30 protein-coding genes and 1 tRNA gene are annotated in these 26,658 nt (G+C 64.4%); 9 read left to right on the forward strand and 22 right to left on the reverse strand.

Features of this window, described 5'->3' with window-relative positions:
* Positions 1–101 precede the first annotated feature (101 nt).
* The 3 genes from murA to pyk form a co-directional block, all read right to left on the reverse strand.
* Entirely contained in the window at positions 102–1,412 is a 1,311-nt protein-coding gene (gene murA, locus OE747_RS21035) for a UDP-N-acetylglucosamine 1-carboxyvinyltransferase (protein ID WP_263830433.1), read from the reverse strand.
* Between the two features lie 75 nt (positions 1,413–1,487).
* Positions 1,488–1,712, reverse strand: coding sequence for a hypothetical protein (locus OE747_RS21040; protein ID WP_164129655.1), 225 nt, complete (start codon positions 1,710–1,712; stop codon positions 1,488–1,490).
* A gap of 29 nt (positions 1,713–1,741) precedes the next feature.
* The gene (gene pyk / locus OE747_RS21045) at positions 1,742–3,187 is read right to left on the reverse strand and encodes a pyruvate kinase (RefSeq protein WP_263830434.1); all 1,446 of its coding nucleotides are present in this window, start codon (positions 3,185–3,187) and stop codon (positions 1,742–1,744) included.
* A 117-nt stretch (positions 3,188–3,304) separates the two neighbouring features.
* Here pyk and OE747_RS21050 point away from each other — a divergent pair, with 117 nt between their 5' ends.
* Together OE747_RS21050 and OE747_RS21055 are read left to right on the forward strand one after the other, a co-directional pair.
* Complete coding sequence (locus OE747_RS21050; RefSeq protein WP_263830435.1) at positions 3,305–4,042, forward strand: N-formylglutamate amidohydrolase; 738 nt, start codon at positions 3,305–3,307, stop codon at positions 4,040–4,042.
* A gap of 67 nt (positions 4,043–4,109) precedes the next feature.
* On the forward strand, positions 4,110–4,424 hold the full coding sequence (locus OE747_RS21055; RefSeq protein ID WP_263830436.1) for a DUF1244 domain-containing protein: 315 nt from the start codon (positions 4,110–4,112) through the stop codon (positions 4,422–4,424).
* Here OE747_RS21055 and OE747_RS21060 read toward each other — a convergent pair.
* The 7 genes from OE747_RS21060 to dgcN form a co-directional block, all read right to left on the reverse strand.
* Positions 4,408–5,601 carry a CaiB/BaiF CoA transferase family protein gene (locus OE747_RS21060; RefSeq protein WP_263830437.1) on the reverse strand — a complete coding sequence of 398 codons (1,194 nt, stop codon included), beginning with the start codon at positions 5,599–5,601 and terminating at the stop codon, positions 4,408–4,410. The genes OE747_RS21055 and OE747_RS21060 overlap by 17 nt on opposite strands.
* Positions 5,602–5,753: 152 nt before the next feature.
* Positions 5,754–6,320: a tetratricopeptide repeat protein gene (locus tag OE747_RS21065; RefSeq protein ID WP_263830438.1), complete on the reverse strand. Its 567-nt coding sequence runs from the start codon at positions 6,318–6,320 to the stop codon at positions 5,754–5,756.
* A 45-nt stretch (positions 6,321–6,365) separates the two neighbouring features.
* On the reverse strand, positions 6,366–7,502 hold the full coding sequence (locus OE747_RS21070; RefSeq protein ID WP_263830439.1) for an adenylate/guanylate cyclase domain-containing protein: 1,137 nt from the start codon (positions 7,500–7,502) through the stop codon (positions 6,366–6,368).
* A 40-nt stretch (positions 7,503–7,542) separates the two neighbouring features.
* Positions 7,543–8,403 carry a D-amino-acid transaminase gene (locus OE747_RS21075; RefSeq protein ID WP_263830440.1) on the reverse strand — a complete coding sequence of 287 codons (861 nt, stop codon included), beginning with the start codon at positions 8,401–8,403 and terminating at the stop codon, positions 7,543–7,545.
* A 50-nt stretch (positions 8,404–8,453) separates the two neighbouring features.
* Positions 8,454–9,302 carry a DUF6544 family protein gene (locus OE747_RS21080; protein ID WP_263830441.1) on the reverse strand — a complete coding sequence of 283 codons (849 nt, stop codon included), beginning with the start codon at positions 9,300–9,302 and terminating at the stop codon, positions 8,454–8,456.
* A gap of 12 nt (positions 9,303–9,314) precedes the next feature.
* Entirely contained in the window at positions 9,315–10,280 is a 966-nt protein-coding gene (gene dgcA, locus OE747_RS21085) for an N-acetyl-D-Glu racemase DgcA (protein ID WP_263830442.1), read from the reverse strand.
* Between the two features lie 78 nt (positions 10,281–10,358).
* Positions 10,359–11,360, reverse strand: a complete 1,002-nt coding sequence (gene dgcN / locus OE747_RS21090) for an N-acetyltransferase DgcN (protein ID WP_263830443.1) — start codon at positions 11,358–11,360, stop codon at positions 10,359–10,361.
* 297 nt (positions 11,361–11,657) lie between these two features.
* Between dgcN and OE747_RS21095 the strand changes: the two genes are divergently transcribed.
* Complete coding sequence (locus OE747_RS21095; protein WP_263830444.1) at positions 11,658–12,620, forward strand: L-malyl-CoA/beta-methylmalyl-CoA lyase; 963 nt, start codon at positions 11,658–11,660, stop codon at positions 12,618–12,620.
* A gap of 47 nt (positions 12,621–12,667) precedes the next feature.
* On the opposite strand, the gene OE747_RS21100 is transcribed toward OE747_RS21095, so the two are convergent.
* Entirely contained in the window at positions 12,668–13,420 is a 753-nt protein-coding gene (locus OE747_RS21100) for an SDR family oxidoreductase (RefSeq protein WP_263830461.1), read from the reverse strand.
* A 173-nt stretch (positions 13,421–13,593) separates the two neighbouring features.
* Between OE747_RS21100 and OE747_RS21105 the strand changes: the two genes are divergently transcribed.
* Complete coding sequence (locus tag OE747_RS21105; RefSeq protein WP_263830445.1) at positions 13,594–14,214, forward strand: hypothetical protein; 621 nt, start codon at positions 13,594–13,596, stop codon at positions 14,212–14,214.
* Between the two features lie 24 nt (positions 14,215–14,238).
* On the opposite strand, the gene OE747_RS21110 is transcribed toward OE747_RS21105, so the two are convergent.
* Together OE747_RS21110 and OE747_RS21115 are read right to left on the reverse strand one after the other, a co-directional pair.
* On the reverse strand, positions 14,239–14,820 hold the full coding sequence (locus OE747_RS21110) for a PA14 domain-containing protein (protein ID WP_263830446.1): 582 nt from the start codon (positions 14,818–14,820) through the stop codon (positions 14,239–14,241).
* A 133-nt stretch (positions 14,821–14,953) separates the two neighbouring features.
* Entirely contained in the window at positions 14,954–15,406 is a 453-nt protein-coding gene (locus OE747_RS21115; protein ID WP_263830447.1) for an Lrp/AsnC family transcriptional regulator, read from the reverse strand.
* A gap of 72 nt (positions 15,407–15,478) precedes the next feature.
* Between OE747_RS21115 and OE747_RS21120 the strand changes: the two genes are divergently transcribed.
* Positions 15,479–16,075: a LysE family translocator gene (locus OE747_RS21120; protein ID WP_263830448.1), complete on the forward strand. Its 597-nt coding sequence runs from the start codon at positions 15,479–15,481 to the stop codon at positions 16,073–16,075.
* Positions 16,076–16,163: 88 nt separating this feature from the next.
* On the forward strand, positions 16,164–17,126 hold the full coding sequence (locus tag OE747_RS21125; protein WP_263830449.1) for an acetyl-CoA carboxylase carboxyltransferase subunit alpha: 963 nt from the start codon (positions 16,164–16,166) through the stop codon (positions 17,124–17,126).
* 93 nt (positions 17,127–17,219) lie between these two features.
* Here the strand turns inward: OE747_RS21125 and OE747_RS21130 are convergent, their stop codons facing one another.
* The 7 genes from OE747_RS21130 to OE747_RS21160 form a co-directional block, all read right to left on the reverse strand.
* Positions 17,220–18,359 carry a lytic murein transglycosylase gene (locus tag OE747_RS21130; protein WP_263830450.1) on the reverse strand — a complete coding sequence of 380 codons (1,140 nt, stop codon included), beginning with the start codon at positions 18,357–18,359 and terminating at the stop codon, positions 17,220–17,222.
* 40 nt (positions 18,360–18,399) lie between these two features.
* Positions 18,400–19,188: an ABC transporter permease gene (locus tag OE747_RS21135; protein ID WP_263830451.1), complete on the reverse strand. Its 789-nt coding sequence runs from the start codon at positions 19,186–19,188 to the stop codon at positions 18,400–18,402.
* The gene (locus OE747_RS21140; RefSeq protein ID WP_263830452.1) at positions 19,181–19,948 is read right to left on the reverse strand and encodes an ABC transporter ATP-binding protein; all 768 of its coding nucleotides are present in this window, start codon (positions 19,946–19,948) and stop codon (positions 19,181–19,183) included. The genes OE747_RS21135 and OE747_RS21140 overlap by 8 nt, the downstream gene beginning before the upstream one ends.
* 6 nt (positions 19,949–19,954) lie before the next feature.
* Positions 19,955–20,968: an ABC transporter substrate-binding protein gene (locus tag OE747_RS21145; RefSeq protein ID WP_263830453.1), complete on the reverse strand. Its 1,014-nt coding sequence runs from the start codon at positions 20,966–20,968 to the stop codon at positions 19,955–19,957.
* A gap of 68 nt (positions 20,969–21,036) precedes the next feature.
* Positions 21,037–21,690 carry a GntR family transcriptional regulator gene (locus OE747_RS21150; RefSeq protein WP_263830454.1) on the reverse strand — a complete coding sequence of 218 codons (654 nt, stop codon included), beginning with the start codon at positions 21,688–21,690 and terminating at the stop codon, positions 21,037–21,039.
* A gap of 44 nt (positions 21,691–21,734) precedes the next feature.
* The gene (locus OE747_RS21155; RefSeq protein WP_263830455.1) at positions 21,735–23,597 is read right to left on the reverse strand and encodes an adenylate/guanylate cyclase domain-containing protein; all 1,863 of its coding nucleotides are present in this window, start codon (positions 23,595–23,597) and stop codon (positions 21,735–21,737) included.
* A gap of 63 nt (positions 23,598–23,660) precedes the next feature.
* Positions 23,661–24,341, reverse strand: a complete 681-nt coding sequence (locus OE747_RS21160) for a M48 family metallopeptidase (protein ID WP_263830456.1) — start codon at positions 24,339–24,341, stop codon at positions 23,661–23,663.
* A 101-nt stretch (positions 24,342–24,442) separates the two neighbouring features.
* On the opposite strand from OE747_RS21160, the gene OE747_RS21165 reads away from it, so the two are divergent.
* Both OE747_RS21165 and OE747_RS21170 read left to right on the forward strand, forming a co-directional pair.
* A complete protein-coding gene (locus OE747_RS21165; RefSeq protein WP_263830457.1) occupies positions 24,443–24,766 on the forward strand; it encodes a TIGR02300 family protein in 324 nt (107 codons plus the stop codon).
* A 186-nt stretch (positions 24,767–24,952) separates the two neighbouring features.
* Positions 24,953–25,028, forward strand: a tRNA-Ala gene (locus OE747_RS21170).
* A 167-nt stretch (positions 25,029–25,195) separates the two neighbouring features.
* Here OE747_RS21170 and OE747_RS21175 read toward each other — a convergent pair.
* Together OE747_RS21175 and OE747_RS21180 are read right to left on the reverse strand one after the other, a co-directional pair.
* Complete coding sequence (locus tag OE747_RS21175) at positions 25,196–25,921, reverse strand: NYN domain-containing protein (RefSeq protein WP_263830458.1); 726 nt, start codon at positions 25,919–25,921, stop codon at positions 25,196–25,198.
* 61 nt (positions 25,922–25,982) lie between these two features.
* Positions 25,983–26,474 carry a phosphoglycerate mutase family protein gene (locus tag OE747_RS21180; RefSeq protein ID WP_263830459.1) on the reverse strand — a complete coding sequence of 164 codons (492 nt, stop codon included), beginning with the start codon at positions 26,472–26,474 and terminating at the stop codon, positions 25,983–25,985.
* On the opposite strand from OE747_RS21180, the gene OE747_RS21185 reads away from it, so the two are divergent.
* On the forward strand, positions 26,467–26,658 hold a 192-nt coding region (locus tag OE747_RS21185), incomplete at its 3' end, for a hypothetical protein (protein WP_263830460.1). The genes OE747_RS21180 and OE747_RS21185 overlap by 8 nt on opposite strands.

A 26,658-nucleotide genomic window follows, 5' to 3' on the forward strand; every position in this document is an offset into this window, starting at 1 on the left:
TCGGCATGCCACACCGGCCGGTCGCGCGAATAGAGGCGCCGTTTACGCAGAAAGCGGGGGGGAGGCAAGCCCTTTTTGCCCCGTATTGGCCAGTTGCGCCCTCAGTCGCGGGGCGGGTTGCGGGTGATCCGGGCGCCCAGCGCATTCAGCCGCTCGTCGATCCGCTCGTATCCGCGTTCGATCTGCTGGGCGTTGTTGATGATCGAGGTGCCCTCGGCCCCCATGGCGGCGATCAGCATGGCCATGCCGGCGCGGATATCGGGGCTTTCCATCCGGGCGGCGCGCAGTTTCGCTGGGCCCGAGACCACCGCCCGGTGCGGATCGCACAGCACGATGCGGGCACCCATGGCGATGAGCTTGTCGACGAAGAACATCCGCGATTCGAACATCTTCTCGAACATCAGGACCATGCCGTCACACTGGGTGGCGGTGACGATGGCGATAGACATGGTGTCAGCCGGAAAGGCGGGCCAGGGCTGGTCCTCGATCTTGGGCACGTGGCCGCCGAAATCGGGAACGATACGCATCTCCTGGTTGGCAGGGATCAACAGGTCGTCGCCCTCGGTGGTGCAGCGGATGCCGAGGCGTTCGAACCCCATCAGGGTCGAGCGCAGGTGTTCCACCCCCGCCCCCGCGATGCGCAGGTCAGAGCGCGTGACCGCAGCCAGGCCGATGAGCGAGCCGACTTCGATATGATCGGGTCCGATCCGGTGTTCGACCGCGCCAAGGCTGTGACCGCCGTGAATGGTCATGCAGTTGGTGCCGATGCCTTCGATCTCGGCCCCCATGGCGATCAGGAAATGCGCCAGATCCTGCACATGCGGCTCGGATGCGCAGTTGCGCAGCACGGTGGTGCCGCGCGCAGCCACGGCGGCACAGAGCGCGTTTTCGGTCCCGGTGACCGAGGGTTCATCTAGGAAGACATCGGCGCCCACCAGATCGCGGGCGGTCAGCACATAGGCATCGTTCAGCTCGATCTCGGCGCCAAGCTGGCGCAGGGCCAGGAAATGGGTGTCGATGCGGCGGCGTCCGATCACGTCGCCGCCCGGCGGCGGCAGCGTGATCTGGCCGCAGCGCGCCAGCATCGGACCGGCCAGCAGGATCGAGGCGCGGATGCGCGAACACAGGTCTGGGTCGAGTGCGGTCGGGCGCAATTCCTTGGCATGGATGCGCAGGGCATTACGGTCGGTCCATTCGGCCTCGGCCCCGACCGAGCGGATCAGGGTCACCAGCGCCTCGACATCGCGGATACGCGGCACGTTGGTCAGGATCACCGGATATTCGGTCAGCAGGGCGGCGGCGACGATGGGCAGCGCCGCGTTCTTGTTGCCCGACGGCGAGATCGTGCCAGACAGGCGCCGCCCGCCTTCGACGATGTATTCGATCCGCTCCTTGGGGTGCGATACGGCCATGCCTGATGCTCCTGCCTTGTTATTTGCCCGCCCTAGCAGGCGCGTTGCCGGGTGAAAAGACGCCCGATGCCGAATTCACGGTATCATCCGGGCGACGACGCCAAAGAAGACCTCGGGGATGTCGGCCAGCGCATAGCCGCCGGGGCGCCAGCGGCTGGCATAGACCATCATGCCGACCGACACCGCCATCGACACCAGCCCCGCGACCGGGCGGCGCCCTTCGCTATAGGCCGATACGCTGGCCGGGATGGACAGGGCCGCAAGCACCAGCCCCATGACAAAGAGCGTGTCTGCGTCCATGATCCCTTCCTCCCTCGGTCAGCCTCAGGTTAACCCGGGTCGGTATTGTAGATCAAACGCTCGTCACAGGGCGCGACACGCAGGATGTTGGTGGTGCCCGGCACGTTGAAGGGCACCCCCGCCGTCACTACGATCTGATCCTTTTCCGAAGCGAACCCACCTGCCCGCGCAGCGCGCGCGGCATTGACCACAGCGCCCTTGAACCGCTCCAGTTCCGGGGTGATCACGCAATGACAACCCCAGCTGAGGCACAGTCTGCGGGCGGTGTCGAGCAGCGAGGTCATGGCGATGATCGGCACGCCCGGCCTTTCCCGCGCGGTCAGCAACGCGGTGGTGCCCGACTGGGTGAAACAGCAGATCGCCTTGATATCGGTTTTCTCGGCGATCTCGCGCGCGGCGGCGACGATCCCGTCAGCGATGGTGCTGCCCTTGGCGGTGCGCGAGGCGGCGATGATCTGGGTATAGGTCGGGTCGGCCTCGACCTCGATTGCGACTTTGTCCATGGTCCGCACCGCTTCGACCGGGTAATGACCGGCGGCGGACTCGGCGCTGAGCATGATGGCGTCGGTGCCCTCGTAGATGGCGGTGGCCACGTCCGATACCTCGGCCCGGGTGGGCATCGGGCTTTCGATCATGCTTTCCAGCATCTGGGTGGCCACGATCACCGGCTTGGCGGCGGCGCGGCAGCGGCGCACCAGCCGCTTCTGGATGGGCGGCACCGCAGCGACAGGCAGTTCCACGCCGAGATCACCGCGCGCCACCATGATCCCGTCCGAGGCATCGAGGATCGCGTCGAAATCCTCGACCGCGGCCGGCTTCTCGATCTTCGACAGGATCGCGGCGCGGCCATCGGCCAGCGTGCGCGCCTCGAACACGTCGCGGGCGCGCTGCACAAAGCTGAGCGCCAGCCAATCGACGCCGAGTTGGCAGGCGAACTCCAGATCGTCGCGGTCCTTTTCCGACAGTGCCGCCAGCGGCAGCACGACGTCGGGCACGTTGACCCCCTTGCGGTTCGAAATGGTGCCGCCGGTGATGACGGTGCAATCGGCGAAATCGGGACCGCATTCCAGAACCTTGAGGCGGATCTTGCCGTCGTTGACCAGCAGATGTGACCCGGCCTCTAGCGCCTGAAAGATCTCGGGATGGGGCAGGCAGACACGCACCGCATCCCCCGGCGCCGGATCGAGGTCGAGCCGGAAGGCCGCGCCTTCGGCCAGGTCCTCGGACCCATTCTCAAAGGTGCCGACCCGCAGCTTGGGCCCCTGAAGATCGGCCAGGATGGCAATCGGGCTATCGAGATCCTTTTCCACCCGGCGGATGATCTCGTGCTTGGCGCGAATCTCGTCATGGGTGCCGTGGCTCATGTTCAGGCGGAATACGTCGGCGCCTGCCTCGTGCAGGGCGCGGATCATCTCGTAAGTGTCCGACGCCGGTCCCAGCGTTGCCACGATTTTCACTTTTCTCAGGCGACGCATGCCCCACAACTCCTTTGCCTCAAGATTGTTACCGCAAACATGCAGCAGGCCCGTTATGGCCCAATTCCCTTTTGCAGGCAACTGCCCTACACCTGCACCAAACTAGATGACAGGCCCATGACTTACACCCCGTTTTTTGTGCACGGCGAAGATCGCCCGTCCCGCTGGCTGATCACCTGCGACCATGCCACCAATATCGTTCCCCCCGATGTGTGTGGCGGCGACCTGGGGCTGGCGCGCGAGGATATGGAACGCCATATCGCCTATGACGTGGGCGCCTATGAGGTCTCGCGCCATCTGGGCGAGCTGCTGGATGCCCCGGTGATCGCCGCCAACTTCTCGCGTCTGGTGATCGACCCGAACCGGGGCGAGGACGATCCGACCCTGCTGATGAAACTCTATGACGGGTCGATCATTCCCGGCAACCGCCACGCGGACGCGGCCGAGCGGGAACGGCGGCTGAACATGTGTTACCGGCCCTATCATGACGCGCTGGCACGGCTGGCCGCGCGACCCGGCGCGGTGATCGTGTCGATGCATTCGTTCACCCGGCAATTGCGCGGGCGCGACCCGCGCCCCTGGCACATCGGCATCCTGCATACCGAGGACGAGCGCCTGTCGCGCCCGCTGGTGGCGCAGCTCAGGGCCGAGAATGACCTCTGCGTCGGCGTCAACGAGCCCTATTCCGGCGTCCTGCCGGGCGATGCCATCGACAAGCATTGCACCGCCTTCCGCCGCCCCAATGCCCTGATCGAGATCCGCAACGACCTGATCGGCGAGCATGACGGCCAACGCGCCTGGGCGGACCGGCTGGCGCCGATCCTGGAACGGGCACTGGTCGACAGCGGGCTTTGAACATCGGCAAGGTTGTCGCCGCCGGGCGCGGTTGCTACCTCTGCTGTAACAATCGAGGAGAGTTCCAATGGATCAGCAAACCGAGATCGAGATTCAGGCCGCCGCCTTTCGCCGCCTGCAACAGCACCTGATGCAGGACCGCACCGACGTGCAGAACATCGACCTGATGAACATGGCCGGGTTCTGCCGCAACTGCCTGGCGCGCTGGTACCAGGAGGCGGCCAATGCCAAGGGCATTGAAATGGGCAAGGAAGAGGCGCGCGAGATCTACTATGGCATGACCATGGCCGAGTGGAAATCCAAGTATCAGACCGAGGCCAGCGCCGAGAAACAGGCGGCCTTCGAAGTGGCGTTCAAGGAAAACGTCACCGACAAGGGCTGAACACGACGCCCTGCGCGGCGAGGCTGTCGAACTCTGCCGCGCCAATGCCCAGCTCGCCCAGCACCGCCCGGCTGTCCTGCCCATGGGCACGCGGCGGATGGCTCAGTTCCGGCCCGCCGTGGTCATAGAGAAACCCGGCCACGGTAAAGCTCTGCCCGCCCTGCGCCTGCACCACGCCACGCGTGGTGAATTGCGGCTCGTCCAGCGCCTGTTTCAGGTCGCGGACCCGCGCCGCCGGGACGTGATGCGCGTTCAGCAGATCCTCCCATTCGGCGGCGGGGCGGGTTCTGAGCACCTGTGCCAGCAGCGAGGCGTCGCTGTCCCGCCGCGCGCTGATCCTGTCGCGCGGGGTGGCTTCGATCTCGGCCGCAGCCTCGGGCGCACCGACAGCCCGCATCAGGCCAGCCATCTGGGCATTGGTATAGGCGCCGATCATCAGTGTGCCTTCGGCGGTTTCATAGGCGGCATAACCGGCAAGATTGGGATCGCGGTTGCCATGCGGACGCGGTGCGGCGCCGCTGGACAGCGTGCCAAAGGTGCTGGAGTTCATCAGCATCAGCGCGCAATCGCTCATCGCGACGTCGATCCGCCGCCCCTGCCCGGTCTGCGCCCGGGCAAACAGCGCCGCCGAAATCGCCAGCGCCGCCTGCGCGCCGGTGCCATAGTCGATCACCGCCGGGCCGATGCGCACCGGCGGGCTGTCGGCCTCGCCATTGGCGGCCATCACGCCGGTAAAGGCCTGTATCACCACATCATAGGCGGGATGCGCCGCCTTGTCCCCGGTGGCGCCATAGCCTGAGATCGCGCAATAGATCAGATCCGGCTTCAGTGCCGACAGACGGTCATACTCCAGGCCCAGCGCCGTCACCGCATGCGCGGTGTAGTTCTGCACCACCACGTCGGCCGTCTTGACAAGCCGGTCAAAGACTTCCCGCCCGGCGTCGGATTTCAGGTCCAGCGCAAGGGTCCGCTTGCCGCTCGCCTGCGCCTGAAACACCAGCCCCATGCCAGCGGCGTTCAGCGCCGGATCGGCGCCCTCAGTCCTTGTCATGTCGGGCCGGTCCACCGGCTCGATCTTGATCACCTCAGCCCCGAGCACCGCCAGTTGATAGGTGCAGAATGGACCAGCAAACACATGGGTCAGATCAAGAACCCGGATCCCCTCGAACGGTCGCATCGTGCCTCCTGTGGTCTATTGCCAGCCTGTCGGTCCCGCACCGCGCTGGCATGGCCACCGGCGTCATTTCCGCGTCGTTTCCTGACCATATCGACGCCTGCTGCCGCCAAAGCCTCGGCTCCGGATCGGCAAGGCTTCTCGAGCAGCGGTCGCTAATGCGACGCTACCGGCCCTGCACCGTTTTGCGGAGTGTCTGGCAAACCGGCCTGACGAAGACGATCGACAAGGCATTCCATCCGGTCGTGGTCTTCGTAAAGCTCCTGCGAACGGACATATTCGATGGACAGCGACGGGTCGTCGGTCAAGGCCTCGCCGATCAGGATCCGCGCCCGTTCGATATCGCCCCGCGCGATCCGTGCCGCGGCCCGGTAAAAACGGGTGCGCCGGGTCTGAAACGGAAGGTCCAGCGCAGCGCGGTTGACGTCTTCGAACCGGCCCAGTGCGTAAAGCGCCGCGATCCGCTCTTCGACCACCCAGACCGGCAGGTACGGGTCCAGTCCTTCGGCCCGGTCCAGCAAACCGAACGCCCGCTCGGGTTCGCCGGCGAAGGTGAAGAAAGCCGCGCAACGACCCACGATATAGGCGTCGTTCGGGGCCAGTTCCAAAGCTTTTTCATGATGGCGACGGCTGCTCGCATAGTCGCGATGCCGCTTGATCAGAACGATACCCAAAATACGGTGCAACTCGGGATCTGACGGATCCAGTTCGAGCGCCCGCATCAGCAGTTTCTCGGACTGGCCGAGGTCGAAATCGGGCAGGTACGATCAGGCGCAAACCTCCATCGCCAAGGGGCGGGCAAACCCGGGATCGGCCTCTTGTGCCTTGCGGAACCAGCCGATCGCCTGACGGGCATGGCTGTTGTAGATGCCGCTCAGCCGGTGCTCTTCGAGGCCGCGCAGATAGAACTCGTAGGCGGACATGTTCTCAGGCCGTTTCTGCCGGGCCGCACCGATTTCCGCATGATCGATCCGGCCCGATACGGTTGCCGCAACCCGTGCGGCGATTTCTTCCATTGCATCCAGCAGTTCATTGAACGGGCGCTGGATGCGTTCGCTCCAGATCAGTTCGCCGTTCCGGGTGCCGCTCAGCTCGATCGACAGCCGGACCCGATCGCCAAGCTTGCGAATGGTGCCCGACAGGACATAGCGCACTCCAAGACGCTGGCCGACGGCGGTCGGATCGTTGGTGTCAACCGCATGGCTGGCCGTGCGGGAACTGACAAAGAGAGGACGGATCAGGCTGAGTTCGTGAATCAGGTCGTCGGTGAGACCATCGGCCAGAAAAGCCCGATCCTCGTCCGCGCCTGTTGTCACCCGGAAGGGCAGCACCGCCACCGAGTTTGGGCGCAGCGCAACGGCGGGCTCATCGCGGGTCGGTGCAATCTGATAGACATGGCGATCCGCACTTTGCGACACGCGATAAACCCGCACGGGTTCGGCGATACCTTTCAGGTGGCGCGGTTCCAGCGTTTCGAACTTGCAGGATGAAACCTTGACCACGTGGGTAAACAGCGTTTCCGAAACGTCAATGGCACCGGGATCGGCCGTGGCCTGCAATCGTGCGGCCACGTTCACACCTTCGCCCTTCAGATCGTCTCCATCCGCAACCACATCGGCGACATGCAGACCGAACCGCATGTCTTCGGCTGTGTGTTCACCACCGCCCCCCAGACGGGCACGGGTTTCGATGGCGGCGCGCAACGCGCTGACCGGGCTGCGGAACTCGGCCAGCACGGAATCGCCCGCCGTGTCGAAGACACGACCACCGGCCCGTTCGATACACTCCCGCGCTATACCAAGCACAGAGGAGATACGCACAAGCGCACCTTCCTCGTCAGCCTGCAAAAACGCAGTCGACCCGACGAAATCGGCGATCAGGATGGCGGCAAGTCGGCGTTCCATAGCACGATGATAGGGCCGCGCGCCGTTGATTCAAAGCGCCTTAGATCGCCGTCTTGCGCGCCTCGTCGAGGTAGATCTCGCGCAGGCGGCGGGCGATGGGGCCAGGGGTGCCATCGCCCAGCGCGACGCCGTCGATCTCGACCACCGGCATGACAAAGGCGCTGGCCGAGGTGGTGAACGCTTCGTCCGCCGCCTTTGCTTCGTCGATGGTGAACAGCCGCTCCTCGACCTCCATCTGCGCCTCTTTGGCCAGACGCATCACCGCCTTGCGGGTGATCCCGTGCAGGATGTTGTTGGACAGCGGCCGGGTCACGATCTTGCCTGCCTTGACGAAATAGGCGTTGTTCGAGGTGCCCTCGGTCACAAAACCGTCTTCGACCAGCCAGGCGTCGTCGCAACCGGCCTTCTTGGCCATCATCTTGCCCATCGACGGATAGAGCAGCTGCACCGTCTTGATGTCGCGACGGCCCCAGCGGATATCCTCGATCGAGATGATCTTGGCACCTTTCCTGGCCGCCGGATTGTCGGCCAGGCCGGGCTTGTTCTGGGTGAACAACACCAGCGTCGGCGGGGTATCGGCCGAAGGGAACACAAAATCCCGGTCGCCATCCGACCCGCGGCTGACCTGAAGATAGACCAGCCCCTCATCGATGCCATTCAGTTCCACCAGCTTGCGGTGAATCTCCAGCAGCTCTTCCTTGGTGCAGGGTTCGGACATGTCCAACTCGTCCAGCGAGCGTTTCAGGCGCACCGCGTGGCCCTCGAAATCGATCAGCTTGCCATCCAGAACGCTGGTCACCTCGTAAACCGCATCCGCCATCAGAAAGCCGCGGTCGAAGATGGAAACCTTGGCCTCGGTCTCGGGCAGGTATTCGCCATTAACGTAAACGGTACGGGTCATGTGTGGCTCCTTTGGGACATGCCGCGTCTTGCGGCGATTAAGGGTCTGCGTCAAGCCCGGCCCGCCTGCGGAAAACGCAGGTCGGTGACATCGACAACAAAAAACGGGAACCAGGCATCGGTTCCGAAATGATTGCCCGCCTCGACATGAGTCGGGATGCGGATGCCGGAGAAATCTTGGTCATTGGAAAGAAAGGCACCAAAGGGCTGTTCGCGCCAAACGCCTTCGGGGTTTGCATTGCTCCAGCGGGTAAAGGCGATCTGTACCGGCGCGCCCGCGGCATCCACCGTGAGGTCGATCGCCTGCTCCATCCCCAGATGCTCGATCGTCACGCGGGCCGAATTCTCGTCAATGCCCGTCCAGGTAACACCCGGGCGCGGAAGGACCGCAGCCGGTGTCCACATCACCGCCTCGGCGGCATAGCGGCCAAAGGCCGAGCGACGATGATCAGCTGTGCCGCCATAGCGCGCGACCGGCACCAGCCCGGCCAGCCAGAACCGGGTCCAGCTGCCGGAATCCGAGCCCGACAACCGACGCAGGCCGCGCCCGGTCCGCATGGACCAGACAAAACCATGCGGGCTGGCAAGGGTCTGCCGCGCCGTCATCGGCATGTAGCCCGGGCGCGCCTTGTCTCCCATGCCGAACTGGCCCTGCATCTCCAACTCGGCAACGCTGAAAAGTTCGGCATTGGGCGCAATAGCCCAGTGAAAGAACCGGCGTGCAGGCTCTGGCAGATCGGCCACGATCTGCGGGTCGAACCGTTCGGGCGCGGCGGGCTGAAAACGGGCAAGGCGCAGTGCCTCGCCCTCGTCCGCGCGCAGGTCGCGGCGGCGCCACAGCGCCAGGACAGCCAGACAGGCAAGACACGCACCAGCCAGTCCGATGGCCCAGGCCGCCATTGCACGCGCGCCTCAGCCCCAGAGCGCCGCGCTGGGCGGATGCACACCCGCCGCATCGAATTCAAGCGGCGTCTCGCGATCCTCGGCCAGAAGCAGTGGGCCGTCGAGATCGGTGACCAGCGCCCCCTGCGCCACCAGCGTCGCGGGCGCCATCGCCAGCGACGAGCCGACCATGCAGCCGACCATGATGCCATAGCCCTCGGCCAGCGCCGCGCGGCGCAGCTCCAGCGCCTCGGTCAGTCCGCCGGTCTTGTCGAGCTTGATGTTGACCACATCGTACTTGCCCTTGAGTTTGGGCAGGCTGGCCCGGTCATGACAGCTCTCGTCGGCACAGACGGGTACCGGGCGGTTCATGCCGATCAGCGCCTCGTCCTGCCCGGCCGGCAGCGGTTGTTCGACCAGCGCCACGCCCAGCCGTACCAGATGCGGCGCCAGATCGGCATAGACCTCGGCCGACCAGCCCTCGTTGGCGTCGATGATGATCTTGGCACCCGGCGCGCCCGCCCGCACCGCTTCCAGTCGTGGCATGTCGTCGGGAGTGCCCAGCTTGATCTTCAGCAGGGGCCGATGCGCATTCTTCTGCGCCTGCGCCCGCATCGCTTCGGGCGTGTCGAGCGACAGGGTATATGCGGTGATCTCGGGCCCCGGAACCGGCAGGCCTGCCAGTTCCCACGCCCGCTTGCCCGCGCGCTTGCACTCCAGATCCCAAAGCGCGCAGTCAACCGCGTTGCGCGCGGCCCCTGCGGGCAACAGATCCATCAGCGCGGCACGCGTGATGTCCTCGGGCAGCCCGGCAATCTGCGCCTCGACCGATTCCAGTGTTTCGTCATAACGGGCATAAGGCACACATTCGCCCCAGCCCTGATGGGCGCCATCGGACACCCGCACCGTCAGAACCTTGGCCTCGGTCCGCGACCCGCGCGAGATGGTGAATACCTGCGCCAGCCGGAACACGTCGCGCGTCACCTCGATCTGCATACCGCCCGTTCCTTTTCACTTTGCCTCAAATACTCCCGCCGGAGGCACCTGTCGTCGGCCTCCGGCGGGTCGTTCAGATCACACTGCGGCCAGCGCGTCCACCAGCTTGCCGGCGCCAAAGCGGAACGGATCGGTCGCGGGCAGACCCATGTCGGCCTCGACCTTGGCAAGATAGGCGCGCGCCTCTTCCTCGCCCAAGTGCTGGGTGTTGACCGATACGCCGATCACCTGGCAGTCCGGGTTGCCGACCTTGGCCAGCGCCAGCGCGGTATCGCGCACCGCCTCCAGCGACGGCAGCTGATAGCCGGGCAGGCCGCGCATATGGGCGCGGGTCGGCTCATGGCACAGCACCAGCGCGTCGGGCTGGCCCCCATGCACCAGGGCCAGCGTCACGCCTGAGTAAGAGATGTGGAACAGGCTGCCCTGCCCTTCGATCAGGTCCCAGTGATCCTCGTCATTATCCGGCGTCAGCCATTCGATGGACCCGGCCATGAAATCGGCGATCACCGCGTCCAGCGGCACGCCGTCGCCGGTGATCAGGATGCCGGTCTGACCGGTTGCGCGGAAGGTCGACTTCATGCCCCGCGCGCGCATCTCGGCATCCATCGCCAGCGCGGTGTACATCTTGCCCACCGAACAGTCGGTGCCCACGGCCAGGCACCGCTTGCCCTTGCGCTTGACGCCATTGGCGATCGGGTACTTGACCGAGGGGATGCGCACGTCGTGCAGCTTGCGGCCACAGGCCTCGGCGACGGCAACCAGGTCGGGTTCATCGCGCAGCAGGTTGTGCAGGCCCGAGGCCAGGTCGAACCCCTCTTCCAGCGCCATGACCAGAACTTTCTTCCAATCCTGGCTGATCACGCCGCCACGGTTGGCAACGCCGATCACCAGGGTCTTGGCACCTGCCTCGCGGGCCTGGGCCAGATCCATGTCGGTCAATCCCAGGTCGGCTTTGCAGCCTTCCATACGGAATTGGCCCACGGCATTCTCGGGCCGCCAATCCTTGATGCCCTGCGCCACCTTGGCGGCCAGTTGGTCGGGGGCATCGCCCAGAAACAGCAGATACGGGGTTTCGATCATTGCGGTGCACTCCTTTGATTCCGAGGTAGACTAATGGCCCCGGGCAACGAGCATATTGCGTTCTCATTCGCCAGCCTCGGGTCGATTGGACGATTCTTGCGTCAAATGGCGGAATTTCACAAAATTCTTCGAAGTTTTCAAACTGATTAAACATTCATCAGCAATTCTCTCTGCAAGAGCGAAGATTTCGCGCGGGCAATGCTGCGACTGCACAAAGGCGCTTGCGCAGGGGTGCGCAATTTAATACCTCATGGGGCAAAGAAATCGTAATTTCATTACTCCCGGAAAGGTCCAGCCATGAGTTTCCGCATCCAGCCCGCCGCGCCCGCGCGCCCCAATCGCTGCCAGTTGTTCGGTCCCGGCTCGAACACCAAGCTGTTTGCCAAGATGGCGGCCTCGGCGGCGGATGTGATCAACCTCGACCTTGAGGATTCGGTCGCGCCCAGTGACAAGGAATTCGCCCGCGCCAACGTGATCGAGGCGCTGAACACCGTGGATTGGGGCAACAAGTACATGTCGGTGCGGATCAACGGGCTGGACACGCCCTATTGGTACCGCGACGTGGTGGACGTGCTGGAACAGGCGGGTGACCGGCTGGACCAGATCATGATCCCCAAGGTGGGCTGCGCCGCCGATGTCTATGCCGTCGATGCGCTGGTCACCGCGATCGAGCGCGCCACCGGCCGGACCAAGCCGATCAGCCTGGAAGTGATCATCGAATCCGCCGCTGGCATCGCCCATGTCGAGGAGATCGCCGCCGCCAGCCCGCGTTTGGAGGCGATGAGCCTGGGCGCGGCCGATTTCGCCGCTTCGATGGGCATGCAGACCACCGGCATCGGTGGCACGCAGGAAGATTACTACATGCTGCGCGAGGGCGCGAAATACTGGTCCGATCCGTGGCACTGGGCGCAGACCGCCATCGTCGCCGCCTGCCGCACCCATGGCATCCTGCCGGTGGACGGGCCGTTCGGCGATTTCTCGGACGACGAAGGGTTCATCGCGCAGGCGCGCCGCTCGGCAACGCTGGGCATGGTCGGCAAATGGGCGATCCACCCCAAGCAGATCGCGCTGGCCAATCAGGTCTTTACGCCGTCCGAGGCTAAGGTCACTGAGGCGCGCGAGATCCTGGCCGCGATGGAAACCGCCAAGGCCAATGGCGAGGGTGCGACCGTCTACAAGGGCCGTCTGGTCGATATCGCCTCGATCAAGCAGGCCGAGGTCATCGTCCGCCAGGCCGAGATGATTGCCGCCAACGGCTGAGACGGGCGCAGAGGCCGGGCCGGCCAGTGACCGGCCCGGACTTCATGTCACACCAACCGCACCGAAATACCGCCATCGGCCGACATCGCCGCGCCGGTGACAAAGCTTGACCGGTCCGACAACAGAAACAACGCCGCCTGCGCTATTTCCTCCGGTTCGGCCATCCGCTTCATCGGATGCAGACCGGCGATAAAGGCATGCGTGTCCGGATCGTCACCCGCCATCGCGGTCTGTGTCCCCCCGGGCAGCAAGGCGTTGACCCGGACACCTTCCGCCGCGTGATCCGAGGCGAGCGACTGCACCAGGCCGACAAGCCCGGCCTTGGAGGCGGCATAAGCGCCCATGCCCGGCATCCCTCCGTTGTTCACTCCGACAAAGGAGCTGGTGAACACCATCGCCCCACCGCGCGCGGCCAAGGCTGGCGCTTGCGCCCTGGCCGCAAAGAAGGCGCTTGTCAGATTGGTCGAGATGACGTCGGTCCAGTTTGCGGTGGTCATCCGGGCGATAGGACCGATTTCCCCCATCATCCCAGCATTGTTGAAGGCGCCGTCCAGACCTCCGAACCGGGACTGCGCCAACTCGACAAGCCTGTGGGAATAGATTTCGTCCGTTACATCCCCGGCCAGACAGACGGCCTGGCCACTGGCCTGCGTGATCTGCTGCGTCAATTGTTCCAGTTCATCCCTCCGACGCGCGCCCAGAACAACGTTCGCGCCTTCACGCGCAAACAACAGTGCCGCACAGGCGCCAATACCGCTGCTCGCGCCGGTGATGATGATGGTCTTGCCGTTCAGTTCCATGGTCATGCCCTTTCTCGGTTGCATGGTCATGGAATAGAGAGAGGGCGGCCCGACGGACGACCCGTTTCCTGCTCTCGGCGCAGCGGTGAGAAGAAAAGCGCAGGAAACGGGTCGGGACTGGACAGCCGAACTCCGCTGCCATCTACTCGGCAGATCGCGACCTGAGGCCCCGAATGACCGACCTGACCCTGTTCCACACCGCCGAGGTGCATCGCGCCACTTTTGACGCGCTTGCCGCGCGGATCGCGCCCGACGCGCGGCTTGACCATGTCGTGCGTCCCGACTGGCTGGCGCGCGCGCAGGGCGGTATCGGCGATGACCTGGCCGCAGAGATCATCCGCACCATTGCGGCCAAACCCGCCAGCCTGTGCACCTGCACCACGATCGGCGCTGTCGCGGCAGAGGCGGGCGCAATCCGGATCGATTGGCCGATGATGCAGGCCGCCGCCCGCTGCGATGGAGAGGTCTTGCTGGTGTTCTGCCTGGACAGCACGAGGGTCCCGTCAACCGCGCTTCTGTGCGAGGCATTTCAGCAGGAGGGCCGCCCCGCGCACCATCGCGCGCTGGCGTTGCCCGAGCTCTGGCCGATGTTCACAGCCGGTGACAGCGACGGTTTTGCGCGCGCGATCGCCAAGCGCATCGACGCCGAACTGGACCTGTGGCCTGACATCGCTTGTGTCGTACTGGCACAAGCCTCGATGGCCGGAGCTGCGGTTTATACCCGTGCCCCCGTGCCGGTGCTATCCTCGCCCGACCTCGCGCTCAGGGCCGCATTCGGCCTTACAACGCCCTAGGCCTGGAGCGGCCCCCGTGTCCGGTCAGTGACCGAACACATTGTTGGGCACCCATTTCATCCCCTTGCCCTTTTGCCCCCAACGCATCATCAGGCACGAGGTATTGAGCCGGTTGAAATAGGTGATGTCGACCTTGTACCAGCCCGCCTGCGGCACCTCGACCTCGGACACGATGGTGCTGTCGCAGGTCTGGCGACCGTCGAACAGGCCAACCTGCTGACCGCCGATTCGCGCGTCGATCCCGTCATTGGTAAAAAAGTCGATCTCGTAGACCCCGGGGCGGTCGAACTTGATATAGCCGCGGATCGCCGCCGCAACGTTTTCGTCGCGCGACGATGTCAGGGTGTTCTCGCCCTTGCTGGTATCGCGATAGTCGAGCCCACGCAGCGCCTTGCCGCGCTGCGCCCCCGACTTCAGCACAGACCGCGCATCCGACAAGTATTTGATATGCTCGCCTTCCTTGGCATAGCCATAGCTCACGGACAGCCCGCCCTTGAGCCCGCCCGGCTGCGGATTGGCCGGCTGCAACTTGAGCGGCGCCGCCGACAGGGCGCTGGCAAGCGTCAGGCCAAGCCCAGCAATCGCACCTATCCAGATGGATTTCATATCATGGTCTCCCGGTTGTTCACATGTCGCGCCGGTCTGCCCGCCGTTATCGCGCAACGAAATCGTGATCAGCCTAGGGTTCAAATTTTCGTGCCGCAAGGGGTGCGTGCGTCCAAAGCTCCCCGTCGCGGGATCACGCCCGCATGTCCTTGGGCGATCCCATGACCACGTAGGTGGTGATCGAGTTCACATGCGGCAGCGTGCCCAGCACGTCGGTATGAAAGGTCTTGTAGCCAGGTAGATCGGCGCATTCGACCCGCAACAGGTACTCGATTGTTCCGGTGATATTGTGGCATTCCACCACCTCGGGCGCGAGCGAAACCGCGCGCTCAAAGGATTCCTGCGCCGCCTTGGTATGCTCGCTGAGACCCACTCCGATATAGGCCATAAACCCCAGACCCAGGGCCGCCGGATTCAGCACCGCGCGATACCCGGCGATCACCCCGGCGCGTTCCAGATCCTGCACCCGGCGCAGGCAGGCCGAGGGCGACAACCCCACCTTCGACGCCAGGTCGAGATTGCTGATCCGGCCATCGCGTGTCAGTTCGCGCAATATCTTGCGGTTTATCTCGTCAATCTTGATCATTAGTTGCGCATATTGGGCCGAAGCTCGCAACAACGCAATTTCATTCTGCGATTTCAAGAGCAGATTTTGCGCATGACCCATGACATCCTGATCGCTCTCGTCCTGTTTGCCTTTGTCTCTTCGATCACGCCGGGACCGAACAACCTGATGCTGATGGCCTCGGGGGCCAATTTCGGGTTCCGCCGCACCATCCCGCATATGCTGGGAATCGGGCTTGGCTTTACCTTCATGGTGCTGATGGTGGGGGCCGGGCTGGTGCAGGTGTTTGACGCTTGGCCACCCAGCTATACCGTGCTCAAGACCTTCTCGGTGCTCTACCTGCTTTGGCTCGCATGGAAGATCGCCAATTCCGCCCCCTCGCAGGCCGGGCGCAGCGCCGGGCGCCCGATGACCTTCTTGCAGGCGGCGGCGTTTCAATGGGTCAACCCCAAGGCCTGGGCGATGGCGCTGACCGCGATTTCGGCCTATGCCCCGGGTCAGACGCTGGTAGCGGTGCTGCTGGTCGCCGCGATCTTTGGCGCCGTCAACCTGCCCTCGGTCAGCACCTGGACGGTGATGGGTCAGCAAATGGCGCGCATCCTGACCAACCCGCGCCGATTGACCATGTTCAACTGGTCCATGGCCCTTTTGCTGGTCGGCTCGCTCTACCCCGTGCTTTTCCCCGGCTGACCGGAACAGGGTGCCCGCTGCACCTGCCGAGTTGCATCCGGCGCGACCTGAGGTCATATAGCGTGAAACGCCGCGACGAGAGGGCACCATGACCCAGTACCTGGATTTCGAAAAACCGCTGGCCGAGATCGAAGGCAAGGCCGAGGAACTGCGCGCCCTGGCCCGCGCGAATGCCGAGATGGACGTGGCCGAAGAGGCCGCCGCGCTGGATGCCAAGGCGGTCAAGCTGCTGGACGAACTCTACAAGGACCTCACCCCCTGGCGCAAATGCCAGGTGGCGCGGCACCCCGACCGCCCGCATTGCCGCGATTACATCGAGAAACTGTTCACCGAATACACACCGCTCGCCGGCGACCGCAACTTTGCCGACGATCTGGCGGTGATGGGCGGTCTGGCCCGGTTCAAGGACCGCCCGGTGATGGTGATCGGCCACGAAAAAGGCTCGGACACCAAGTCGCGCATCGCCCATAACTTTGGCATGGCCCGGCCCGAAGGGTACCGCAAGGCGGTCCGCCTGATGGAAATGGCAAGCCGCTTTGGCCTGCCGGTGGTGACCCTGATCGACACCGCCGGGGCCTATCCCGGCAAGGGTGCCGAGGAACGCGGCCAGTCCGAGGCAATCGCCCGCTCGACCGAAATGTGCCTCAAGATCGGCGTGCCGCTGGTCTCGGTGGTGATCGGCGAGGGCGGCTCGGGCGGGGCGGTGGCCTTTGCCACAGCCAACCGTGTGGCGATGCTCGAACATTCGATCTACTCGGTGATCTCGCCCGAAGGTTGCGCCTCGATCCTGTGGAAGAACGCCGAAAAGATGCGCGAGGCCGCCGTGGCGCTGCGCCTCACCGCGCAGGATCTGCTGAAACTGGGCGTGATCGACCAGGTGATTGCGGAACCGCGCGGCGGCGCCCATCGCGACAAGGGCAAGACAATGGACGCGGTTGGGACCGCCATCACCGCGATGCTCAAGGACCTCGACGGCAAGGACAGCGCCGCGCTGATCAAGGACCGCCGCCAGAAATTCCTGAACCTCGGATCCAAGGGGCTAGCCGCATAAGAAAAGGCGCCACGCGCGCCCTTTCATTTCGCCTGAAATACTCCGGGGGAGTCGCCCATCGGGCGACGGGGGCAGCGCCCTCCCCCTTTTCCGTTAGCGCAGCATCCGCAGCAGTTCGACCGAGGGTTCGCCGGTCACTGGCAGCCCCTTGGCGCGCTGATAGTCGGAGATTGCCGCCGTGCTCTTGCCGCCGATGACACCATCCGCGCCGCCGGTGTCGTACCCGGCCGCGCTCAGGCGGGTCTGCAACTCCTTGCGCTCCTCCAGCGTCAGGCCGGTCTCATCCGGCCCGAACGAGGCCTTGAACGCTCCGCCGCCCTTGAGCCGGTCGGACAGGTGGCCCACGCCGATGGCGTAGCTGTCGGAGTTGTTGTAGCGCTTGATCACGTTGAAATTCTTGAACACCGCGATTTTCGGCCCCGGCACCTGTGGCTGCAACACGGCCAGCGGCGTGCCCGAATTGGCGGCGGCAGAGCCGACCTCGCCGCCCCAGGGCTGGCCGCGCACCCAGCCCGCATTAGCCAGATAGGCGGCGGTCGAGGCCAGCGCGTCGGTCGGATCCTCGGACCAGATGTCGCGCCGCCCGTCGCCGGTGAAATCCACCGCATAGGCCAGGTACGAGGTCGGGATGAACTGCGTATGGCCCATCGCACCCGCCCAGCTGCCGGTCATGTTGCGGGGTGACGTATCGCCGTTTTGCAGGATCTTCATCGCCGCGATCAGCTGCTTTTCGAAAAACGCGCCGCGCCGCCCGTCATAGGCCAGAGTCGACAGGGCCGAGACGATCGGCACATCGCCGCGCCGGGTGCCATAGCGGCTCTCCAGCCCCCAGATGGCGGTCACAACCGCCTTGTCGACCCCGTAATGTTGCTCGATCCGGTTCAAGAGCGCGCCGTGCCGGGCCAGCATCTGCTTGCCGGTGGCGATCCGCTCGTCCGAAGCGGCGATGGCCAGGTAATCTTCCAGCGAGCGTTTGAACTCGGTCTGGTTGCGGTCCCGTTCGATCACCTTGGGGATGTAACCCGCGCCGCGAAACGCGCTGTCGAGGGTTGAGGCGGAAATGCCCTGCGCCGAGGCCCGCCCCTTGAAAGAGGTGACCCAGGCGCTCCAGCCAGCGTTGGGCACGGTGGGCCAGTTTTCCGCCGGTGCGGCGGTAGGCGCGGTCGTGGCCCCGCCACAGGCCGATAGCGTCAGCGCGCCTAAGCCGAAAGTAAAGAAGCGACGATCAATCATGGTGGATCCTGCTCGATTGTTTTGCCGCAGGATACCGCGATCAGCCGCGCCAGACCAGCAAGCGTTTCTCGATTTTGCCGATGGCCCAGCTGGTCAGCACGCCGAGGCAGGACAGAATGACCACACCGGCAAAAAGCCGCTCAAGATCGTAGAGCGCGCCCGCTTGCAGGATATAGGCGCCAATCCCGTGTTCTGCGCCCAGCATCTCGGCCGCGACCAGCAGGATGATGCCGATGGCCAGCGACACGCGCAGCCCGGACAGGATACCGGGCAGCGCGCCGGGCAGCACGATCTTGCGCACGATAGACCACCAACCCAGGCCAAAGCTCTGCCCCATGCGAATGAGCCCCCGGTCGACATTGTCGACCGCGCCATAGGTGGCCACCACCGTGGGCGTGAAGGTGCCCAGCGCGATGAGCGCGTATTTCGACCCTTCGTCGATGCCGAACCAGATCACGAACAGCGGTAGCAGGGCGATTTTCGGGATCGGGAAGATCGCCGCCACCAGCGGCACCAGCCCGGCCCGGATATAGGAAAAGAGCCCAATCAGAACGCCCACACCAACACCCGCGCTGATGCCCAGAACCGAGCCCACCGCCAGCCGGCTGAGCGAGGGTAACAGGTGGGTCCAGAGCGCGCCGGAGCGGGCCAGATCACCCAGCGTCGCGGCCACGTCCGAAGGGCGCGGCAGGGTCAGGTTGGAAATCCAGCCCGTCCGCGTGCCCCATTCGATCAGGAACAGCAGCAGCAGAAACACCGCGATGCCGGTGCCGCGCCGCGCCTCGGGGCGGAAGCCGCCACCACGAAAGGGAACCCGGATCTCAGGCATCCAGCAACTCCTGATCGGCGGCCATCGCCTCGTCCCGCATCAACGCCCAGAGATGAGCTTGGATCGCCTCCAGCCCTGCGTCACCGGCCTGTCGTTCCGAAAGCGCGCCCGGTACCTCGATCACCTCGCGCACCCGGCCCGGACGGCGCGACAGTACCGCGATGCGGTGGCCCAGGCGCACAGCCTCGGCCAGGTTGTGGGTGACATAGACGCCGGTAAAGGGCTGCCGCTCCCACAGGGCCACCAGATCCTCCATCAACAGCTCGCGCGTCTGCGCATCGAGCGCTGAGAGCGGCTCGTCCAGCAGCATAACCGCCGGGTTCACCGCCAGCGCCCGGGCAATGGCGACCCGCTGTTTCATGCCGCCTGACAGTTGCCGGGGTAATGCATCGTGGAAATCCGACAGCCGGGTGCGCGCAAGCACATCCTCGATGATCGCACGCACCCGGTCACCCGGCAGGTGGTGATCTTCGAGCACCAAGGAGATGTTGCCCGCCACGCTACGCCAGGGCAGCAGGGCGAAATCCTGAAACACATAGGTCAGCGGGTTCAGACAGCCCTCGGGCGGGGTGCCGCCTTGCAGCACCTCGCCCCAATCGGGTTGTTCCAGCCCGCCCAGCATTCTGAGCAGGGTGGACTTGCCACAGCCCGACGGACCGACCACACACAGGATCTCGCCCGCCGGGATATGCAGCGAAACATCGTCCAGCACCACCATGTCGCCATAGCGATGGGTCAGACCGCGAACCGCAAGTTCCATGTGCCGTCAGATCATCGGCACATAGGAATTGTCGACCAGCATCTCGGTGGTGATGCTGTCCTTGACCAGACCTTCGGACTTGAACCAGCCCAGCTGATCCTCGACCGAACCCATGTTCAGGGCCGAATCCTTGTTCAGGCGCATCGCGCCGTTGCGAATGGACTTCTCGGCCTTCTCAAAGGGTTGGTCGGCATAGACATATTTGTGCACCAGCTTGACCATCTCGACCCCGGCCTCGTCACCGGCAGTCTTGTCCACCAGGGCCGCGTTGAAATCTTCGGCCCCGCGCGAGAAGGCACGCAGGAACGCCTCGGTCTGCGCCCGTTCGCCGGATGCATTGCTGGCCGAGGTAAACACGGTGGTGACCTGATAGTCGGGCAGGTAATCGGCAACCATGCCGATATGTTTCACCGCACCGCCACCCGAGAGAGCCTTGCCGATATGGGGTACGATGGTCCACGCATCGACCTGACCCGACTTCATCGCGCCGATGATCGCGCCCACCTTTTGCAGTGGCGTGAACTTGACCGAGGCGCCCTCGGCCGCCGCGATCTTGGCGCCCATATAATGAAAGGACGAGCCCGGCTGCGTCACCGCAAAGCTGCGCCCATCGAGCGCGGCGGCGCTGGTCAGCCCCGCGTCGTAAGCCGCGTTCGAGGCCAGGATCATCTGGCCGTCGATGCCCTTTTCCTCGCTCAGCGCGCCGCCGATCACCTTGGCCGCGCCCTTTTCCGCCAGGCTGATCAGGCCGCCGGTGATCGCGGTGACCGCGTAATCGGCATCACCGCTTGCGATTGCCACCGCCATCGGCTGGGCCGCCTCGAAGAACTTGAACTCGACGTCCAGCCCCTCTTCGGCAAAGTAACCGCGCTCGAAGGCCACAAAAGACGCCGCGTGGCTGGTGAAGCGCAACGCGCCGACCGTCATCTTGGTATTGGCCAGGGCCGGTGTTCCCAGCATCGGCAGGGTGGCGGCGCCACCAATCAGCCCCAGCGCACCGCGCCGCGAAAACGTGCTCATTATCTCTCTCCCCGTTGAATATACCTGTACATTAAGACCAAGCCGAAGTCGCACGCAACCGCGCGTCGTCAGGTGACCAGAAGCCGGAGGCCCTGGGTGACATCGGTCCGGACCGCCAGACGCAGACCGGGCTCGTCCCCCGCCCTCAGCGCAGCGATGATCAGCTTGTGATACTGCGGCGGGTCGGTGCGGCGCAGGCGGCCATAAAGCGCCCGCATCGTCGGCCCCAGTTGCAGCCAGACGGTCTCGGCCATGGCCAGCATCGCCGGGGCCTGCGCCCGCAGGTAAAGCGTGCGGTGAAATTCCAGATTGGTGCGGATGTAACCCACGGCATCGCGTTTCGACACCATCTCGGCCACCGAGGTGTTGATGGTCTGAAGCCGGTCGATCAGCGCCATATGGGCGCGCGGCAGGGCGCGGCTGGCCAGTTCCACCTCCAACAGCGCGCGCAGCGCCGCCAGTTCCTCGATCCGGTCATTGCCAAGTTCCGGCGTCGAGACCCGCCCCGAACTGGACAGGAACAGCGCTCCTTCGGCCACCAGCCTGCGCACCGCCTCGCGTGCAGGCGTCATCGAGACGTCGAATTCCTTGCCGATCCCGCGCAGGGTCAACGCCTGACCCGGCGACATCTCGCCATGCATGATACGGGTGCGCAGGGTCCGATAGACCCGGTCATGGGCGGCGGCGGTTATGGTCTGTTCGGTCGGGCGTGGGCTTTGCATGGGACCATGTGATCACATCCACAAGCCGCGTCAACCCGACCCGATCATCCGGGCAGACCGGCATTCCGCAGCGCCTGTTCCAGGCGCCTCAGGGTTTCGCCCTCGCGATAAGGGTAAATATCCGGCAGGTTCGCAACCCTGATCCCGGGTTGAAGCGCCAGTACCTCGACCACTTCCCATTCGGCATCCTCGATCCGGCCCATCTCGGCAAAAATGGCGCCCTGCAACAAGCGCTGACGCAACGCCTCGGGGTTTCTTTCCAGCGCCTCGGTGCTCCATTCCAAAGCGGCTTCGAGATTACCGAGGCTGAAATGCACCTCCGCGATTGCGTTCAGGTAGGGAAACGGTGCCCGCGGGTTCAGGCGCATGGCATATTCGAACCCGGCGAGCGCCCGTTCGGGATCGCCGGCATAGTGCCAATTCCACGCCTGCATGCCAAAACCATCGGCGTAGTTCGGATCAAGCTCCACCGCTCGCGCGAAGGAGGCGTCGGCCTTTTCGAACTCGCGGCGGAACATGTGGACCAACCCCAACGAGGCATGGACAGAGGGCAATTCGGGGTCGATCGCCACCGCCTGGCGCGCGAGCCGGTACGCGGTTTCCAGCGACTCGGCGCTGGCGGTCAGCGAGACGCCGGTCCGATTGGTATAGGTCGTTGCAAGGATGGCCTTTGCCAGCGCAAAATCGGGATCCAGATCCAGCGTGGACCACAAATAGGCCTGAGCCGTCTTGCGCGATTCATCGTTGAACCGCCAGATCTCCTCCCAGGCGCGCAGGAACAGGTCATAGGCCTCCAGATTGTCGGTATGGCGTTTCGACAACCGCCTCCGCTGGTCCTGTGTCAACTCGATCTTCAGCGCGTCGATGATCTGCGAGGCGACCTGATCCTGCAAGGCGAAGAGATCGCTGAACTCGCGATCCAGCCGACCGGCCCATAGCTGAAACCCGGTCGTTCCGTCGACCAGATTGGCATTGATGCGAACGTGCGCACCGGCGCGCTGCACGCTGCCCTCGACCACATAGCGGACACCCAGAACCTTGTGGACGGTCTGGGCGTCCATCGCTTCTTGCCGGTCGCGAAAGGAAAAGCTTGTGTTGCGGGCAATAACCAGCAAGCCGCCGATCTGGCTGAGATCGTTGATCAGGTTGTCGGTCATCCCGTCGCTGAAATAGGTCTGCTCGGGATCGCCCGAAAGATTTTCGAAAGGCAGGACAACCAGCGAAGGTCGGTCATCGGCGACCACCGCACCAACCGGCGGTGGCACATCAGCGTTCCAGAGCCGCAGGTCGCCAACCAGCAAGGCATAGACCGACCCGGCGACGACCGCGCAGGCGGCCAAGGCAAGCGGCAGCCAGCGTCGGTGCCGGGAATTGCTGGCGGGCCGGACCGCCTCGGCTTCGCCGCCATCGGTCGACAGGTGAAACACAGCCACCGGCTCGGCCACGTTCTTGACCATTTGCTTGCCGCCATCGACAAACCGGTATCCACCCCGGCTCCGGGCCTGTTCGTACACGCTGTGCGACACGGCGATGCCGCCCGGACGCGCCAGACCCTCAATCCGCGAGGCGACATTGACCCCGTCACCATAGATGTCGTCTTCCTCGACGATGACCTCACCCAGATTGATGCCGATCCTGAGTTTGAGCGGATGGTTCCGCATCCCGGTCTGGATATCGCGGGCGCAATCCAGCGCGCCGGTCACGCTGGCAAACTCGGCCAGCGCCCCGTCACCCAGCAGCTTGACCAGCCGTCCGCCATGCCGCGACAGGGCCGGTTCGACATGGGAACGGCGCGCATCCAGCACCAGCGCCAGCGTCCCCGATTCATCCTCGCCCATCAGGCGGGTAAACCCGGCGACATCCAGCATCATGATGGCGGCCAGCCGTCGCTGTTCCTGTCCGGTCATGCCATTCCCAACTGTCTTTACGATGGGACATCTTAGCAAGTCGCACGCCGCCGACCAACTGGCTTAGAACTGATGGCTATGCAGCTCGGCCCCATTCTCACGCAGCCAGCGGCGCGGCGCCTCATAAGGGCCATGGATACGCGTGACCTCGGCCCAGAACCGGGGCGAATGGTTCATCTCAGCCAGGTGCGCCACCTCATGCGCGGCGACATAGCGCAACACCGCAGGCGGCGCCAGGATCAGGCGCCAAGAGAACATCAAGCCACCATCGGCGGTACACGACCCCCAACGAGACCGCGTGTCGCGCAGGCTGATCCGGGTATAAGGACGCCCCAATTCGGCGGCATAGAAATCGCAGGCCGCCACCAGCCGGTCGCGCGCCATCTCCCGCAGGAACCTGTGCAAACGCGCTGCCAGCGCGGTTTCGGGCACCTGGATCGTGCCTGCCTGCCACAGCACACGCGCGCCCGGTGCGGCCTCGATTCGCGTTGGTACCCCTTCGATCGGAATCGTGCCCCCCAGAACCGGAACAGACCGGTCAGGTTGCACCGCCAGGTGTTCGCGGATCCAGGCTTCCTTGCTGCGGGCGAAATCGATGGCCTCGCGCTCGGCCACGCCACGCGGCAGGGTCAGCGTAACCCGCCCATCCAGCTGGGAAATCCGCAGACTGATGCGGCGCGCCCGCGCCGAACGCCTGAGCGTCAGCGGCACCGGAGGTGTGCCCGGAAGATGATGCTGCCCCATTAGCGCGCTCCCCTTGGCCTAAAGGCTTTGACACGCCCCACCTCATGTGGCACGAGGCCGGAATCGTCTTTGCGACTCACCAGATATCAAGGGGATTTCACATGCCCAAGGAAGAATGGGGTGTAAAGCGCGTCTGCCCGACCACCGGCAAGCGGTTTTATGACCTGAACAAGAATCCGATCGTCAGCCCCTACACGGGCGAGATCGTTGAACTGGATCTTGGCAAAGGCCGCATGATCGCGGCGGATGCCGAGGATGCGGCATCGCGCAAGGCCCGTCAGAACACGGATGATGATGACATCGTGCTCGATGATGATGACGACAATGTCGACATGGACATGGACGACGACATCCTCGAAGACGACGACGACGAGGACAACGTCTCGCTCGATGACATCACCGACATGTCCTCGGACGAAGAATAATCCAGGCTTCGGAAACGGCGAAAGGGCGGGTTCAAACCCGCCCTTTTCGTTTGTGCGGGCGGCGGGCGCATCGCCGGCCCGGCGCGCCAAGATTTTCCGGAATGGCGTATATTTTTGACTTGCACTCTCCTGCGGCCTCTCTTAAACGACCCTCACCGCAGCGGCCGCATCGGCGCTGACCGGATCGGGGCCTTAGCTCAGTTGGGAGAGCGCTTGCATGGCATGCAAGAGGTCAGGGGTTCGACTCCCCTAGGCTCCACCAAACTTTCAAATCCGTACGGAACCAACGGCTTGAACTGCGTGCGCCGGCGTTCTTGGCGACCGGTTTGTTCGCGTCCCCACCTTCGCATTACGGCTTGCCCGACCGCGCTGCGACTCGCGGTCAGGGCCCGTGGTGGCCCGACAGGCGTTTGAGTCCTGCCAAACGTGTCAGTCAATCCGGCGGATCAGGAACTGGTTTCCGGTGCCGCGCTTCATCTCGAACCGCTTGAGGTCCGCCAGCAGGTCGCTCAGCTTGCGCTTGCCATAGCTGCGGGTGTCGAAATCGGGGTTGGCCGCAACGATCAACTGACCGATCCGGCCCAGGGCGAACCATTCGTCGTCCTGGTCGATCGCATCCATGGCGCGGATCACAAGGCTGGTCGGATCCTCCAGTTTCTGCGCGGGGCTGACGGACGGCTGCGGCTGACCCGACTTGGTCTTGGGCTGCGGCTCGGGCATCAGGTTCTCGACATAGATGAAGCGCTTGCACGCCTTGACGAAAGCCCCCGGCGTCTTGCGCATGCCGATGCCGAACACGTCCAGTCCCTGTTCCCGGATGCGGCTGGCCAGGCGGGTGAAATCGCTGTCCGACGAGATCAGGACAAACCCGTCGAAGCGGCCCGAATGCAGGATATCCATCGCGTCGATCACCAGTGCGATGTCGCTGGCGTTCTTGCCGGTGGTATTGGCGAATTGCTGATGCGGCACAATCGCCAATGCGGCCAGCGTCTCCTTGTTCCAGCCTTGCGGCGCGCCGCCTGAGAAATCGCCATAGATCCGGCGGATGCTCGCCTCGCCCAGGGTGGCGATCTCTTCGAATATCGCCTCGGCATATTTGGCCGAGATATTGTCGGCGTCGATCAGGACAGCCAGAAGGGGGGTATCGTTTGCCATCCGCGGACAGTGGACGGGTTCCGGGCCAAGTGCAATGGGGGGGCCGGCGGGCCTCTTGGACTCAAGGCATGAAAAGATGCAGAAACACCGGGTTATCCGATCCTGGGCCGGTCACCACAAACAGGTTGGCGAATTCGGTCTGGTCGACCGAAATCTCGTCCAGCACGCCAAGGCGCGCGAGGATGCCGGGAATGGTTTCGGCATGGGCGACAACCAGCACCCGGTCGTCCTCGTGATCGAATTCAAGCGTATCGACCAGACCGGCAATATCGGTTGCGGGCCACGCGCTGGCGCGAAGGTCAAGCGCCTCGGCGATGATCGCCCCGGTTTCCCGCGTGCGCAGCGCGTCCGATGTGATCACCGCATCAAGGCCCGCATGTCGCAGCATCCGCGCCCAGCCCGCCGCCCGGTCCCGCCCCTCTGGCGTCAGCGCGGGTTCATCGCCGGAAAGCTCCTTTTCGCCATGCCTGATGACATAGACCGCCTCTTGTGCTGCAGCAGGCGTGGCGACGGCGAACAGCAGAAGCAAAGTACAAGCTGTGCGGATGGACATGGCACCCCCGGACCGCAAACCATGGGACCAGTGTTCCAGCCTGATCACTGAAAATCAAGCCGGGCGCGGTAAATCGCAGGCAACCGCCCTGCCCCGCGCACGGGACAGGGCGAGATGTTCAGTACACCACGACGGCGCGGATGCTTTCGCCCTTGTGCATCAGGTCGAACCCCTTGTTGATCTC

Source organism: Ruegeria aquimaris (assembly GCF_025751555.1).
GTDB classification, from domain to species: Bacteria; Pseudomonadota; Alphaproteobacteria; order Rhodobacterales; family Rhodobacteraceae; genus Ruegeria_B; species Ruegeria_B aquimaris.

Excerpts from the sequence above, each read along its gene's own strand:
- murA (WP_263830433.1), bottom strand. The coding sequence starts at position 1,412 with ATGGCCGTATCGCACCCCAAGGAGCGGATCGAATACATCGTCGAAGGC.
- OE747_RS21040 (WP_164129655.1), bottom strand. The coding sequence starts at position 1,712 with ATGGACGCAGACACGCTCTTTGTCATGGGGCTGGTGCTTGCGGCCCTG.
- pyk (WP_263830434.1), bottom strand. The coding sequence starts at position 3,187 with ATGCGTCGCCTGAGAAAAGTGAAAATCGTGGCAACGCTGGGACCGGCG.
- OE747_RS21050 (WP_263830435.1), top strand. The coding sequence starts at position 3,305 with ATGACTTACACCCCGTTTTTTGTGCACGGCGAAGATCGCCCGTCCCGC.
- OE747_RS21055 (WP_263830436.1), top strand. The coding sequence starts at position 4,110 with ATGGATCAGCAAACCGAGATCGAGATTCAGGCCGCCGCCTTTCGCCGC.
- OE747_RS21060 (WP_263830437.1), bottom strand. The coding sequence starts at position 5,601 with ATGCGACCGTTCGAGGGGATCCGGGTTCTTGATCTGACCCATGTGTTT.
- OE747_RS21065 (WP_263830438.1), bottom strand. The coding sequence starts at position 6,320 with ATGCGGGCGCTCGAACTGGATCCGTCAGATCCCGAGTTGCACCGTATT.
- OE747_RS21070 (WP_263830439.1), bottom strand. The coding sequence starts at position 7,502 with ATGGAACGCCGACTTGCCGCCATCCTGATCGCCGATTTCGTCGGGTCG.
- OE747_RS21075 (WP_263830440.1), bottom strand. The coding sequence starts at position 8,403 with ATGACCCGTACCGTTTACGTTAATGGCGAATACCTGCCCGAGACCGAG.
- OE747_RS21080 (WP_263830441.1), bottom strand. The coding sequence starts at position 9,302 with ATGGCGGCCTGGGCCATCGGACTGGCTGGTGCGTGTCTTGCCTGTCTG.
- dgcA (WP_263830442.1), bottom strand. The coding sequence starts at position 10,280 with ATGCAGATCGAGGTGACGCGCGACGTGTTCCGGCTGGCGCAGGTATTC.
- dgcN (WP_263830443.1), bottom strand. The coding sequence starts at position 11,360 with ATGATCGAAACCCCGTATCTGCTGTTTCTGGGCGATGCCCCCGACCAA.
- OE747_RS21095 (WP_263830444.1), top strand. The coding sequence starts at position 11,658 with ATGAGTTTCCGCATCCAGCCCGCCGCGCCCGCGCGCCCCAATCGCTGC.
- OE747_RS21100 (WP_263830461.1), bottom strand. The coding sequence starts at position 13,420 with ATGGAACTGAACGGCAAGACCATCATCATCACCGGCGCGAGCAGCGGT.
- OE747_RS21105 (WP_263830445.1), top strand. The coding sequence starts at position 13,594 with ATGACCGACCTGACCCTGTTCCACACCGCCGAGGTGCATCGCGCCACT.
- OE747_RS21110 (WP_263830446.1), bottom strand. The coding sequence starts at position 14,820 with ATGAAATCCATCTGGATAGGTGCGATTGCTGGGCTTGGCCTGACGCTT.
- OE747_RS21115 (WP_263830447.1), bottom strand. The coding sequence starts at position 15,406 with ATGATCAAGATTGACGAGATAAACCGCAAGATATTGCGCGAACTGACA.
- OE747_RS21120 (WP_263830448.1), top strand. The coding sequence starts at position 15,479 with ATGACCCATGACATCCTGATCGCTCTCGTCCTGTTTGCCTTTGTCTCT.
- OE747_RS21125 (WP_263830449.1), top strand. The coding sequence starts at position 16,164 with ATGACCCAGTACCTGGATTTCGAAAAACCGCTGGCCGAGATCGAAGGC.
- OE747_RS21130 (WP_263830450.1), bottom strand. The coding sequence starts at position 18,359 with ATGATTGATCGTCGCTTCTTTACTTTCGGCTTAGGCGCGCTGACGCTA.
- OE747_RS21135 (WP_263830451.1), bottom strand. The coding sequence starts at position 19,188 with ATGCCTGAGATCCGGGTTCCCTTTCGTGGTGGCGGCTTCCGCCCCGAG.
- OE747_RS21140 (WP_263830452.1), bottom strand. The coding sequence starts at position 19,948 with ATGGAACTTGCGGTTCGCGGTCTGACCCATCGCTATGGCGACATGGTG.
- OE747_RS21145 (WP_263830453.1), bottom strand. The coding sequence starts at position 20,968 with ATGAGCACGTTTTCGCGGCGCGGTGCGCTGGGGCTGATTGGTGGCGCC.
- OE747_RS21150 (WP_263830454.1), bottom strand. The coding sequence starts at position 21,690 with ATGCAAAGCCCACGCCCGACCGAACAGACCATAACCGCCGCCGCCCAT.
- OE747_RS21155 (WP_263830455.1), bottom strand. The coding sequence starts at position 23,597 with ATGACCGGACAGGAACAGCGACGGCTGGCCGCCATCATGATGCTGGAT.
- OE747_RS21160 (WP_263830456.1), bottom strand. The coding sequence starts at position 24,341 with ATGGGGCAGCATCATCTTCCGGGCACACCTCCGGTGCCGCTGACGCTC.
- OE747_RS21165 (WP_263830457.1), top strand. The coding sequence starts at position 24,443 with ATGCCCAAGGAAGAATGGGGTGTAAAGCGCGTCTGCCCGACCACCGGC.
- OE747_RS21175 (WP_263830458.1), bottom strand. The coding sequence starts at position 25,921 with ATGGCAAACGATACCCCCCTTCTGGCTGTCCTGATCGACGCCGACAAT.
- OE747_RS21180 (WP_263830459.1), bottom strand. The coding sequence starts at position 26,474 with ATGTCCATCCGCACAGCTTGTACTTTGCTTCTGCTGTTCGCCGTCGCC.